At 72.1% G+C, this 12,465-nt stretch carries 12 protein-coding genes; 4 read left to right on the plus strand and 8 right to left on the minus strand.

Translation table 11 applies throughout. The features are described from left to right. Nucleotides 1–37: 37 nt before the first annotated feature. From ACFWRO_RS02635 to ACFWRO_RS02655, 5 genes are all read right to left on the minus strand, one after another. Nucleotides 38–649, minus strand: a complete 612-nt coding sequence (locus ACFWRO_RS02635; RefSeq protein ID WP_384503562.1) for an HhH-GPD-type base excision DNA repair protein — start codon at nt 647–649, stop codon at nt 38–40. Nucleotides 650–743: 94 nt separating this feature from the next. Beyond that, complete coding sequence (locus ACFWRO_RS02640; protein ID WP_384503564.1) at nt 744–1,925, minus strand: hypothetical protein; 1,182 nt, start codon at nt 1,923–1,925, stop codon at nt 744–746. Between the two features lie 112 nt (nt 1,926–2,037). After that, nucleotides 2,038–2,973, minus strand: a complete 936-nt coding sequence (gene pip / locus ACFWRO_RS02645) for a prolyl aminopeptidase (RefSeq protein ID WP_384503566.1) — start codon at nt 2,971–2,973, stop codon at nt 2,038–2,040. Nucleotides 2,974–2,983: 10 nt separating this feature from the next. Next, entirely contained in the window at nt 2,984–3,583 is a 600-nt protein-coding gene (locus ACFWRO_RS02650) for an RBBP9/YdeN family alpha/beta hydrolase (RefSeq protein WP_384503568.1), read from the minus strand. A gap of 101 nt (nt 3,584–3,684) precedes the next feature. Beyond that, nucleotides 3,685–5,955 (minus strand): ATP-binding cassette domain-containing protein, encoded by a 2,271-nt coding sequence (locus ACFWRO_RS02655; RefSeq protein ID WP_384503569.1) that lies wholly within the window; start codon nt 5,953–5,955, stop codon nt 3,685–3,687. Between the two features lie 100 nt (nt 5,956–6,055). On the opposite strand from ACFWRO_RS02655, the gene ACFWRO_RS02660 reads away from it, so the two are divergent. After that, nucleotides 6,056–6,913, plus strand: a complete 858-nt coding sequence (locus tag ACFWRO_RS02660) for a TetR/AcrR family transcriptional regulator C-terminal domain-containing protein (protein ID WP_384503570.1) — start codon at nt 6,056–6,058, stop codon at nt 6,911–6,913. Here ACFWRO_RS02660 and ACFWRO_RS02665 read toward each other — a convergent pair. Then, complete coding sequence (locus ACFWRO_RS02665; protein WP_384503571.1) at nt 6,885–7,523, minus strand: TetR/AcrR family transcriptional regulator; 639 nt, start codon at nt 7,521–7,523, stop codon at nt 6,885–6,887. The genes ACFWRO_RS02660 and ACFWRO_RS02665 overlap by 29 nt on opposite strands. Nucleotides 7,524–7,758: 235 nt before the next feature. On the opposite strand from ACFWRO_RS02665, the gene ACFWRO_RS02670 reads away from it, so the two are divergent. The 3 genes from ACFWRO_RS02670 (at nt 7,759) to wrbA (ending at nt 10,693) form a co-directional block, all read left to right on the plus strand. Continuing rightward, nucleotides 7,759–8,970 carry an NAD(P)/FAD-dependent oxidoreductase gene (locus ACFWRO_RS02670; RefSeq protein WP_384503573.1) on the plus strand — a complete coding sequence of 404 codons (1,212 nt, stop codon included), beginning with the start codon at nt 7,759–7,761 and terminating at the stop codon, nt 8,968–8,970. A 77-nt stretch (nt 8,971–9,047) separates the two neighbouring features. Further along, nucleotides 9,048–9,974: an RNA polymerase sigma-70 factor gene (locus ACFWRO_RS02675; protein WP_384503575.1), complete on the plus strand. Its 927-nt coding sequence runs from the start codon at nt 9,048–9,050 to the stop codon at nt 9,972–9,974. A gap of 110 nt (nt 9,975–10,084) precedes the next feature. Continuing rightward, nucleotides 10,085–10,693 carry an NAD(P)H:quinone oxidoreductase gene (gene wrbA / locus ACFWRO_RS02680; RefSeq protein ID WP_384503577.1) on the plus strand — a complete coding sequence of 203 codons (609 nt, stop codon included), beginning with the start codon at nt 10,085–10,087 and terminating at the stop codon, nt 10,691–10,693. Between the two features lie 13 nt (nt 10,694–10,706). Here wrbA and ACFWRO_RS02685 read toward each other — a convergent pair whose 3' ends face one another. After that, nucleotides 10,707–11,924, minus strand: coding sequence for an RNA polymerase sigma factor (locus ACFWRO_RS02685; RefSeq protein ID WP_384503579.1), 1,218 nt, complete (start codon nt 11,922–11,924; stop codon nt 10,707–10,709). A 2-nt stretch (nt 11,925–11,926) separates the two neighbouring features. Then, entirely contained in the window at nt 11,927–12,364 is a 438-nt protein-coding gene (locus tag ACFWRO_RS02690; RefSeq protein WP_384503580.1) for a YciI family protein, read from the minus strand. Nucleotides 12,365–12,465: the final 101 nt, after the last annotated feature.

The following is a 12,465-nucleotide window of genomic DNA, read 5'->3' on the forward strand; positions in this document are numbered from 1 at the left end:
TTCATGTCTGATTTAGCAGGATTGACATGCGGAACGATCAATTCCCGGACGATTTGGAATCGTTCGCCGCTTTGGCCGCCTTCGCCGCGCGCTTGGTCTCCTGCTTGAAGGCCCGTACCTTCGCGAGCGACTCGGGCCCCGTGATGTCGGCCGCCGAACGGTACGAGCCCTGGTCGCCGTACGACCCCGCCGCCTCCCGCCAGCCCTCGGGCCGTACGCCGTACTGCTTGCCGAGCAGGGCCAGGAAGATCTGCGCCTTCTGCACCCCGAAACCGGGCAGCGCCTTCAGCCGGGCGAGCAGCTCCTTGCCGCTCTTCGCGTCCGCCCAGACGGCCTCGGCGTCACCGCCGTACTCGTCGACGAGGAACTGGCAGAGCTGCTGGACCCGCTTGGCCATCGAGCCCGGGTAGCGGTGCACGGCGGGCTTCTCGGAGAGCAGCGCGCCGAAGGCCTCGGGGTCGTACGCGGCGATCTGCCCGGCGTCGAGATCGTCCGCGCCGAGCCGCTGCGCGATCGTGTAAGGCCCGGAGAACGCCCACTCCATGGGCACCTGCTGGTCGAGCAGCATCCCGACGAGCGCGGCGAGCGGGGAGCGGCCGAGGAGTTCGTCGGCCTCGGGCTGCTGGGCGAGGTGGATCTCGGTGGTCATGCTCCGATGATCTCCCCCGGGGCGGTGGGGCGCACGGCCGGTCACCCGCATGCCGCTCCGGGTGGGTGACGGTCACCGCGTCCCGGTCGCCGCGTCACCGTCGTCGGGCGGGCGCCTCCCGGTCGTCCGGCGTCAGGGGATTGCGGTCGACGGTGCGGGAGAGCGTCCAGACGTAGTACCAGGCGTTCTCGCGGAGCGTCCGCGGGCTGTTGTCGGCGCCCGCCTGGAACGCGCCCCACAGGCCCCCGGCCGCCCCGCCGACGACGGCGGTGAGCGCCGACTGGAGGGCGGGGCCGTAGACGGCGACGAGGCTCGCGGTGACCGTCCCGACGACCGCGCCCGTCACGGCCACGGCCTGCTTGCGGCGGATCTGATTCATCTGCGCCCGCATGCCCCGGACCGAGTCCTGCATCCGGAAGCCGATCTTCATCAGCTCCTTCTGCCGCCCTTCCGCGTCGAGCGCGCTGTCGAGGCCGGCCAGTTCCATGCGCAGCCATAGGCGATGGGCCCGGTAGGCGTCGAACTCCCCGACGGTGATCTTGCTGAAATCCTCCAGCGAGACGCCGTCGATGAAGGGCAGTTCCAGTTCCTCGATGACCGGGATCACGAGCTGGCTGAGCACGGCGGGGGTGTGGCTCTGGGCGACGACCCGGCGCCCGGTGGCGGCGAAGTCGAGCAGGCTCGGTACGTCGGAGTCCGTGGTCGGGCCGTCGAGCCCTTCGTAGACGGCGTCGATCGGATCCCCCACGTATCCGTAGTTGGTTGTCTGACGGGACACCGAGTACGTGGGCAGGTACCAGGCGCAGCCCGCGCGCAGCAGCGGTTCGGTCTGCAGCAGCCAGCGGCCGAGGCGTTCCGGGTCCGGGCAGTGCATCCACAGGTCTTCCGTCGTGTCCGACCCGGTGGGCAGGACGTTGGTGCGCTCCTGCTCCTCGGTCTGGGGGATGTACGAGGAGTCCCGGGCGATCTGCCTGACGTGGTGGCGCTCGCCCGCGCCGTTGTGGGACAGCAGGAGGGTGTCCGAGACGAGGACGGCCCGCTTGGTCAGGTCGGCGAAGTCGTCGGCACCGACGCCGATGCCGACGTGGAAGCGGGAGGCGGCGAAGCGCTTCTCGTCCACGAGCCTGCGCCTGCGCCTGTGGAAGAGGTGCTTGCCGTACTCCTGGGCCACCAGTCGGGGGGCCTTACGGGTCTCGGCCGACAAGCCCTTGAAGAAGGTCCGCATCTGCGCGGCGACGACCGCGTTCTCGACCGCCCCCCTGGTACGCCACCACATGGCTCGCCACCCTAGGGGTAGTCGGGGGAGGCCAGGAGGGGTCCGGGAGCCGTTCCCTCGGGAGGGTGACTCGGGAGGGTGAGGGGCTACCTGGGACGCCGGCCCCCGGGCGTCACTTCTCCGCGAAGCGCGCGAGGGCGGAGAGGATGAGGGCGCGGGTCTCCTTGTTGCCTAGGTGGCCGGCGTGTTCGATCACGTGCAGTTCCGCGTCCGGCCAGGCGCGGGCCAGTTCCCAGGCCGTGGTCAGCGGGCCGCCCATGTCCTGGCGGCCGTGGATCAGGACGCCCGGGATGCCGGCGAGGCGGTGGGCGTCGCGGATCAGGGCGCCCTCCTCCAGCCAGGCGCCGTGGGCGAAGTAGTGGGCGCAGATCCGGACGAAGGCGAGGCGGGCGTCGTCGACCCGGTCGGTGTACGGGGTGCCCATCCCCTCCATGGACAGCACCGCGTCCTCCCAGGCGCACCAGTCCGCCGCCGCCTTCTCCCGTACGGAACGGTCCGGGTCCTCCATGAGGCGGGCGTACGCGGGGACGAGGTCGGCGGCCCCGTCGGCCCCCGCGCGGAACCGCTCGTGCGCCTCGGGGAAGAACGCCCCGGCGCCCTCGTACAGCCAGGCCGTCTCCGAGCGGCGGGTCGTCGTGACGGAGACGATCACGATCTCGGAGACGCGCTCGGGGTGGGCCTCGGCGTACGCCAGGATCAGGGTGGAACCCCAGGAACCCCCGAACAGGAGCCAGCGGTCGACCCCGAGGTGCTCGCGCAGCCGCTCCATGTCCGCGACGAGGTGCGCGGTGGTGTTCACGGACATGTCGGCGGCCGGGTCGCTCGCGTGCGGGAGCGAGCGGCCGCAGCCGCGCTGGTCGAAGAGGACGATCCGGTACGCCTCCGGGTCGAAGACGCGGCGGGCGCTCGGGCGGACCCCGGAGCCGGGGCCGCCGTGGACGTACAGGGCGGGCTTCCCGGCCGGGTTGCCGGCGACCGAGTAGTGGACGCGGTTGCCGTCACCGACGTCGAGCAGGCCTTCGTCGTGCGCTTCGGTCTCCGGGAACATCCGGCCGACCCTACCGGGGCACGAGCCTCGTCGTAGGGGTCTCGCACCACTGGAGGAGCGAGGGCCACTCCCCGTACCCCGAGTCCGGGGTCAGGTGCGCGCCGCCCGGGACGACGTCCATGTCGAGGCCGAGCGGGATGCCGTAGGGGACGTCGGCGCCCTCGGGGCAGTACGGGTCCCCGGCGGCGTAGACGAGCCGGGCCGGGGCCTTGAGCCGTACGGAGCCGAGGGCGAGCAGCCCGTCCAGCCCGTCCAGCCCGTCCGCGAAGGCGGCGATCTCCGGGATCGACGCCGTCACGGCGGGCGACGGCGGGGCGACGAGCAGGACCCGGTCGACGTCGAGCCCCTCCGGGTCGAGGGCGGCGGCCCGCAGCCAGAGGAGCACGGACAGGCTGTGGGCGACGACGACGAACTCACCGCCGTCGCCCGGGCGGTGCAGGTTCTCCCGTAGGGCGTCCAGCCAGTCGTCCAGTACGGGCGCGTCGGGCTCGGGCAGCTGCGGATACCGGACCTCGTGCCCGCGCTCGGCGAGCCGCCCCGCGAGCCAGTGGTGCCAGTGGCCGGGGGGACGGTGGTTCTGGAAGCCGTGGAGGAGAAGGAAGGTCGCCATGGGGGCGATGGTGCGGGGTGGGGGCGGGGGCGGTCCAGACGGTTTCAGGTGGTGGACGCCCGGGAGGCCTGACGCCCGCCCCCAACCCAGTACGTCAGCGCTTACGCGCCCACGTACTCCCTCAAGTGGCGAGCCGTCAGCGTCTCCCCCTTCTCCACCATCTCCGACGGCGTGCCCTCGAAGACGATCAGGCCGCCGTCGTGGCCCGCGCCCGGGCCGAGGTCGACGATCCAGTCGGCGTGGGCCATGACGGCCTGGTGGTGCTCGATGACGACGACCGTGTTGCCGGCCTCGACCAGGCGGTCCAGGAGGGCGAGGAGCTGGTCGACGTCGGCCAGGTGGAGGCCGGTGGTCGGCTCGTCGAGGACGTAGATCGCGCCCTTCTCCGCCATGTGGATCGCCAGCTTCAGGCGCTGCCGCTCGCCGCCCGAGAGGGTGTTGAGGGGCTGGCCGAGGCGGAGGTAGCCGAGGCCGACGTCCTTCAGGCGGCCGAGGATCGTGCGCGCCTGGCCCTTGGCGGTGAAGAAGTCGTACGCCTCCTCGATCGACATCGACAGGACCTCGTGGATGTTCTTGCCGTCGAGGGTGTAGGAGAGCACCTCGCTCGTGAACCGCTTCCCCTCGCACTCCTCGCAGACCGACGCGACGCCCGCCATCATCGCCAGGTCGGTGTAGACGAGCCCGAGGCCGTTGCACTTCGGGCAGGCGCCCTCCGAATTGGCGCTGAAGAGGGCCGCCTTGACGCCGTTGGCCTTGGCGAAGGCCGTACGGATGGGGTTCAGCAGGCCCGTGTACGTCGCCGGGTTCGAGCGGCGCGAGCCGCGGATCGGGGACTGGTCGGCGACGACCACGCCCTCGCGGCCGGGCAGGCTGCCGTGGATGAGGGAGGACTTGCCGGAGCCGGCGACGCCCGTGACGACGGTCAGGACGCCGGTCGGGATCTCGACGCTCACGTTCCGCAGGTTGTGCCGCGTCGCGTCCGTGATGGAGAGCGCGCCGGTGCGGGGCCGTACCTCGGGGCGGAGCTTCGCCCGGTGGGAGAGGTGTTCGCCGGTCAGCGTCCCGGAGCTGCGCAGGCCCGGTACGTCGCCGGAGTAGCAGATCTCGCCGCCGTTCGAACCGGCGCGCGGGCCGAGGTCGACGACGTGGTCGGCGATCTCGATGACCTCCGGCTTGTGCTCCACGACGAGGACGGTGTTGCCCTTGTCGCGCAGCCGCAGCAGCAGGTCGTTCATGCGGGCGATGTCGTGCGGGTGGAGCCCGATGGTCGGTTCGTCGAAGACGTATGTGACGTCGGTGAGGGAGGAGCCGAGGTGGCGGACCATCTTCACGCGCTGCGCCTCGCCGCCGGAGAGCGTGCCGGAGGCCCGGTCCAGGCTGAGATAGCCGAGGCCGATCTCGACGAGCGAGTCGAGCAGTTCACGCAGGCCGGCGAGGAGCGGGGCGACGGACGGGTCCTCGATCCGGCGGATGAAGCCGGCCAGGTCGCTGATCTGCATCGCCGAGCATTCGGCGATGTTGACCCCGTCGATACGGGAGGACAGCGCGGCCTTGGTGAGGCGGCTGCCCTCGCACTCGGGGCAGGTGCGGAAGACGACGGCGCGGTCGACGAAGGCGCGGATGTGGGCCTGCATGGCGTCCCGGTCCTTGACGAGGACGGTCCGCTGGAGCTTCACCACGAGGCCCTCGTAGGTGAAGTTGTTGCTGCCGACCTTCACCTTGCAGGACGGCTTGTGGAGGAAGTCCTCCCACTCCTGCTCGGTGAAGTCCGCGAGCTTCTTGTCGGGGTCGTAGAACCCGGAGTGGGCCATGACCTGCCACATCCAGGAGTCGACGGCGTACCCCGGGACGGTGATCGCGCCCTCGTTGAGGGACTTGGTGCGGTCGACGAGCTCGTCGACGTCGATGTCGGAGACCTGGCCGGCGCCCTCGCAGCGCGGGCACATGCCCTCGGGCAGGTTGAAGCTGAACGCGCCGGACGTGCCGATGTGCGGGGTGCCGAGGCGGCTGAAGACGATGCGGAGCATCGTGTACGCGTCGGTCGCCGTGCCCACGGTGGAGCGGGAGTTGGCGCCCATCCGCTCCTGGTCGACGACGATCGCGGCGCTGAGGTTGTGCAGCCCGTCGACGTCCGGGCGGCCGAGGGCCGGCATGAAGGACTGGAGGAAGGCGCTGTAGGTCTCGTTGATCAGGCGCTGCGACTCGGCGGCGATGGTGCCGAAGACGAGCGAGGACTTTCCGGAGCCGGAGACGCCGGTGAAGACGGTGAGGCGGCGCTTGGGGAGGTCGACGTCGACGTTCCGCAGGTTGTTCTCGCGGGCTCCGCGGACCTGGATGACGTGGTGGTTGTCCGCTGCGGCGGGGGTGGTCATGGGATGCGCCCTCCGATAGTGGTCCCGTACCCCGAACACGTTACTCTATACGGCGTACAAAGTAATGGGATTTACCTCCTGACCTGCAAGAATGGGTGCCATGGCGAAGGAACGGAGCAGCGGGGCGGGGGATCCGGCGCGGACGCTGGAGCTGCTGTGGCGGGATGTCGGGAGCGCCGGGAGCGCCCCGGCGGGCCGGCGCGGGCCGCGTCAGGGGCTGACGGTCGATGCCGTCGTCGAGGCGGCCGTCGCCCTCGCGGACGAGGGCGGCCTCGACGCGCTCACCATGCGCGCGGTGGCGCAGCGCCTGGGCGTGACCCCGATGACGCTGTACACGTACGTCCCCGGCAAGGCCGAGCTGCTCGACCTGATGCTTGACCAGGTCTTCCTGGCGATGGAGCGGGCCCCGTTCGTGGCGGAGGTGCCGTGGCGGGAGCGGGTGACGGCGGTCGCCGACGCGAACCGCGCGCTCTACCTCGGCCACCCCTGGCTCGCGGAGCTGCGCGTCCACCGGCCGCCGCTCGGCCCCGGCGTGATGGCGAAGTACGAGCACGAGCTGGGCGCGTTCGAAGGCCTGGGGCTCGACGACGTGACGAGGGACTCGGCGCTGACGCACCTGCTCGGCTTCGTCCAGTCCGCCGCCCGTACGGAGCTGGACGCGCGGGCGGTGGACCGCGAGAGCGCGATGTCCGACCACGAGTGGTGGGACGCCCACGCGCCGCTGCTTGAGCGGATGTTCGACGCGGAACGGTTCCCGCTGGCGGCGCGGGTGGGGGAGGCGGCGGCGGTGGCGTACGAGGGGATGTACAGCCCGGAGTACGCGTACGGGTTCGGGCTTGCGCGGGTGCTGGACGGGCTGGCGGCGCTGGTGACCCGTACGGGCCCTGAGGGGGCTCCGGGCCTTAAGGGGCCTAAGGGCTCTCCGGGCCCTAAGGGTTCTCCGGGTTCCCCAGGTTGAGGAGTGCGTCGACCCCGGACTTGAGCTGGTCGGCGGTGAGTTGCCGCTCGGTGGTGAGGTGGTTCATGAGGCTCGGGGTGAACGGGGCGAGCAGCATGTGCGCGAGGAGCGCGCTGTCCGTCCCGGGCCGGAGCCGGCCGAGCAGCATGGCCACGTGCGTGTGCATGGCGAGGTACGCGCCGCTGGTGTAGGTCGCGCTGGGGGCGGCGGCCTGGGCGGCGAGCAGGAGTTCGCGCTGCTCGATGACCCGGTCGACGAGCGCGTCGAGGAAGGCGCGCAGCCGCTCGTCGGCGGGGGCGCCGGGCCCGAGGGGCGGCGGGCCGCCCATGTACGCCTCCTGGAACTGCACCTCCCGGTCGTCCAGGAGCGCCCACAGGAGCTGGGAGACGTCGCCGAAGCGGCGGTAGACGGTGCCGACGCCGATGCCGCTGGCGTGCGCGACCTGGTTCATGGTGACCCCGCCGGGCCCGGCCTCGGCGACGATGCGGGCGGCGGCGTCGAGGATCTTCCGGCGGTTCCGCGCGGCGTCGGCACGCTCCGGCACGGCCCGTCCGACGGTGGGCAGCAGGGGGACGTCGGCCGCCGCCCTGGAGTCCTTCGCGCTGATCATGTCCGCCTGCCCTTCCGCTCCGACCTGCTCCGACCCCCCTTGGTCCGCTGGTCCGCCCTTGTCACGAGCATAACGGAGCACTATCCGGTTACCGGATCGGTGCGCGGAGTCACGTGATCCGGCTCACTCGGGCTCACACATGTCACATCCGTCGGCCCGGCGGTGTCTAGAGGGTGAGCGAGGCTTTCGAGGCTCACCGAAGCGTTCATCGAAGCGCGACGACGAGGGAGACATCATGGCTGGGAACACGGCGGTGGCGGTGGTTGTGATCGGTGGAGGGTACGCCGGAGTCATGGCGGCCAACCGGCTCACGGGGCGCGAGGGCGTGGCCGTGACGCTGGTCAACCCGAGGCCGTCCTTCGTCGACCGGATCAGGCTGCACCAGTACGTGGGCGGTTCGCACGACGGGGTCGTGGAGTACGGGAAGGTGCTCGCCGCCGGGGTCCGGCTGGTCGTGGACAGCGTCGCGGACATCGACGCGGCCGGGCGGAGCCTGGCGCTGGCGTCCGGGGACACGGTCGCCTACGACTACCTGGTCTACGCGGTGGGCAGCGGGAGCGCCACGGCGCGGGTGCCGGGGGCGGCGGAGTTCGCGTACCCGCTCGGCGGGTGGGAGGAGGCGCGGCGGCTGCGGGACGCCGTCGAGGCCGCGCCCGCCCCAGCTCCGCTCACCGTGGTGGGCGGCGGGGCGACCGGCATCGAGACCGCGGCCGAGCTGGCGGAGGCGGGCCGGAAGGTGACCCTGGTCTGCGGCGAGGCCCTCGCCCCGTCCCTGCACCCGCGCGGTCGGCGCGCGGTCGCCAAGCGGCTGGCCCGGCTCGGGGTGACGGTCGTCGAGGGCCCCGGCGCGAAGGCGGCGGAGGTGACCCGGGACGCGGTGCGGCTCGCCGACGGGCGGGAGGTGGCGAGCGCGGTGACCGTCTGGACGGCCGGGTTCACCGTGCCGGACCTGGCCGCGCGCAGCGGCCTGAGCACCGACTCCCTGGGCCGGCTGCTCACGGACGAGACGCTCACCAGCGTGGACGACGAGCGCGTCGTGGCGGCGGGTGACGCGGCGGCGCCGTCGGGTCTGCCGTACCGGATGAGCTGCCAGGCCGCGATGCAGCTCGGCCCGCAGGCCGCCGAGACGGTCCTCAGCCGGATCGCGGGCGAGCGCCCCGCGGACGTCGAGGTGGGGTTCGTCAGCCAGTGCCTCAGCATCGGCCGGCGCGCGGGGCTCCTCCAGCTCGCGGAGCGCGACGACACGGCGAAGAAGCAGTACGTGGGTGGTCGTACGGGCGCGCTGGTCAAGGAGCTGATCTGCAAGGGCGTTCAGTGGCAGCTGGGGTACGAGGCCCGGAAGCCGGGCGCGCGCAAGTGGTGGGCCAAGGACGCCGGGCGGGAGGGGCTGGTGGCGACGGAGGGCGCGGGCGCGGGGCACGGCGCGATCGCGGAGCAGGCGGCCTAACTTGGGCCACAGGAGCGAAAGTTGATCGCCGGTAGGTGACGTGACCGACCGACCTACCGGCAGGAAGGAACTCACCCGTGACCGACCCGGACTCCACTACGAACTCCACTACGAACTCCACTACGGACCCCGCGACCGAGAGCTTCGTCGCCCACCGCAACCTGCTCTTCACCGTCGCGTACGAGATGCTCGGCTCGGCCGCCGACGCCGAGGACGTCCTCCAGGAGACCTGGATGCGATGGGTGGAGGTCGACCTGGCGGAGGTGCGGGAGCACCGCGCGTACCTGGTCAGGATCACCACCCGGCAGGCCCTCAACCGGCTGCGCACCCTGTCGCGCCGGAAGGAGGCGTACGTCGGCCCCTGGCTGCCGGAGCCGCTGCTCACCGCGCCCGACGTGGCCCAGGACGCCGAGCTCGCCGAGAGCGTGTCGATGGCGCTGATGCTCGTCCTGGAGACGCTGTCGCCGACCGAGCGCGCGGTCTTCGTGCTGCGGGAGGTCTTCGACCTCGGTTACGACGAGATCGCGGCCGCGGTCGACAAGACCCCGGCCGCGGTGCGCCAGATCGCGCACCGCGCGCGCCGGCACGTCGACGCGCGCCGCCCCCGCGCGGTGGTCTCCGCGAGCGAGACCCGGGCGGCGCTGGAGTCGTTCCAGCGCGCGCTCGCCACCGGGGACCTGCAGAGCCTGCTGGACGTCCTCGCCCCCGAGGTGGTCCTGCTGAGCGACGGCGGCGGGATCAAGCAGGCGGCGCGGCGGCCGGTCCTCGGCGCCGACAAGGTGGCCCGCTTCATCCTCGGCGGCGCGGGCAAGCACGCGGGCGCGCTCTCCGTCGGCCTCACCGTGGTCAACGGCAACCCGGCGCTCGTCCTGCACCTGGACGGCGAGATCGACGGCGTCATGGCGGTCCGGCTCGAGGACGCCCGGATCACCGGCCTGTACTACGTACGCAACCCGGAGAAGCTGACCCGAGTGGAGTCCGAGACGGAGCTGACCCTGAGGTGAGGCGGGAGGCGGGAGGCGTGAGGCGTGAGGCGGGCTTGCGAAGTGGATGGGTATCCGCTTAACCTCGAGCTGGTTGAAACGGAACCGAATCCGCTTAAGGGGAACTCGTCATGTCCGTGAACGTCGCCGTCATCTACTACTCCTCGACCGGGAGCGTGCACCAGCTCGCCCAGGCCGTCGCCGAAGGCGCCGAGAAGGCCGGTGCGCAGGTGCGGCTGCGGCGCGTGACCGAGCTCGCCCCGGACGCCGCCATCGACGGCAACCCCGCCTGGCGCGCCCACGTGGACGCCACCGCGGGCGTCGAGGTCGCCACGCTCGACGACCTGGAGTGGGCCGACGCGTACGCGCTCGGTTCGCCGACCCGGTACGGCAACGTCGCCGCCCAGCTGAAGCAGTACATCGACACCACGGGCGGCCTGTGGCAGCGCGGCGTCTTCTGGGACAAGCCCGCCACCGCCTTCACCAGCGCCCACAACGTGCACGGCGGCAACGAGTCGACCCTGCTCGCCCTCTACAACACCTTCCACCACTGGGGCTCGGTCATCGTCTCCCCCGGCTTCACCGACGGCGCCGTCTACGCGGCCGGCGGCAACCCCTACGGCACCTCCCACGCCGGCGGCAACGGCGCCCCCGAGGAGAACGTCCTCGAAGCCGCCCGCTACCAGGGCCGCCGCCTCGCAACCATCGCAAAGCGCCTGAAGGGCCTCGCGACGGACTGACGGACTGAACGAACTACTCCGCCAGCCGGGCCGCCTTTATCCGCAGGTAGTGGCGTTCCGGGAGGCTGAGGGTGAGGCGGGCCGCTTCGGAGTAGGCCTCGCGGGCCGCTTCGCGGGCGCCGGTGCGTTCGAGGAGGTGGGCGCGGACGGCCGAGAGGCGGTGGTGGTCCTTCAGGCGGGGCTCCAGGGCGGCGAGTTCGGTGAGGCCGGCCTCCGGGCCGTGGACCATCGCGACGGCGACCACGCGCCCGAGTTCGGCCATCGGGTGGGGCCAGTCGGCGACCAGGACGTCGTACAGGGCGAGGATCTGCGGCCAGTCCGTGTCCTCGACCCGCCGCGCCTCGTCGTGCAGCGCGCCGATCGCCGCCTGGAGCTGGTACGGGCCCGGCGGGCCCTCGGTCAGGGCCTCCTCCACCAGTGCCGTGCCCTCCTCGATCGCGGCCCGGTCCCAGCGCGTCCGGTCCTGTTCGTCGAGCGGGATCAGCTCGCCGTGCGGGCCCGTGCGGGCGGCGCTGCGGGCCTCCGTGAGCAGCATCAGGGCCAGCAGGCCGGTCACCGTGGCCTCCCTCGGGAGCAGCCGGCGGACGGCCCGGGTCAGCCGGATGGCCTCGCGGGCCAGGTCGGCGCGGTGCAGCGCGGGGCCGGAGGTCGCGGTGTACCCCTCGTTGAAGATCAGGTACAGCACCTGGAGGACGGCGGCGAGCCGGGCGTCCCGGTCGTCGGGCCCCGGCGTGCTGAAGCGGTGGTCCCGTAGCTTCGCCTTCGCCCGGCTGATCCGCTGCGCGATCGTCGCCTCCGGTACGAGGTGGGCCCGGGCGATCTCCGCCGTCGTCAGGCCGCCGACCGCGCGCAGCGTCAGCGCGATCCGGGCGGCGGGCGGGAGCGACGGGTCGCAGCAGAGGAAGAGCAGCGTCAGCGTGTCGTCGTCGGACGGCGCGGCCCGCGTCTCGCGTGGTTGGAGGCGCGCGGCCGTCTCCTCGCGCCGGGCCCGGGCCTCGTCCGCCCGCAGCTGGTCCGTGAGCCGCCGCGAGGCGACCCGGATGAGCCAGCCGCGCGGGTTGTCGGGCGTACCGGACTCGGGCCACTGCGCGGCGGCGGCCACCAGGGCCTCCTGTACGGCGTCCTCGGCGGCGTCGAAGTGCCCGTACCGGCGTACGAGCGCGCCGAGGACCTGCGGCGCGTGCCGGCGCAGCAGGTCCTCGACGCTCTCCTCGGCTCCTTCGGGATCCACGCTCAGTTGGTGCTCCAGTCCTCGGCCAGGTCGGACTCGGACCGGTCGTCGATCTGGCGGATCACGACCGGGTACTCCGGTGCCCCTTCGGGCTGCGGGCAGCGGGCGACGCGCGCGGCGATCTCGGTGACGCGTTCCAGGCTCGCGCAGTCGAGGATCCAGTAGCCGGCCAGCAGTTCCTTCGTCTCGCTGTACGGCCCGTCGGTGATCACCGGCTGCCCGGCCTTGTCGACGCTCACGTGCCGGGTGAGCCGGGGCTCGACGAGCCCCTGCGCGTCGACGAGCTCGCCCGACTCGGCGAGGTCGTTGTTGATGGACCCCATGTGCTCGAACATCGCGTGCAGGTCCTTCTCGCTCCAGGCGGGTCCCTGCCCCGGGCCCTTGCCGGACATGGTGTTGTAGTCGGCCTGGGATCCCTGCACCATGACGAGGTACTTCATGACGTGCTCCTTAGCTGAGTGCTCTCCGGCCGGTGTCTCTTTCTTCGGCCTTTCACAGGGGACGTCGGAGCCGGGTTCCGATTCTCGACACCTCGCCGGGG

The sequence above is a fragment of the Streptomyces sp. NPDC058579 genome, from assembly GCF_042718575.1.
In the GTDB taxonomy this organism is placed as follows: Bacteria; Actinomycetota; Actinomycetes; order Streptomycetales; family Streptomycetaceae; genus Streptomyces.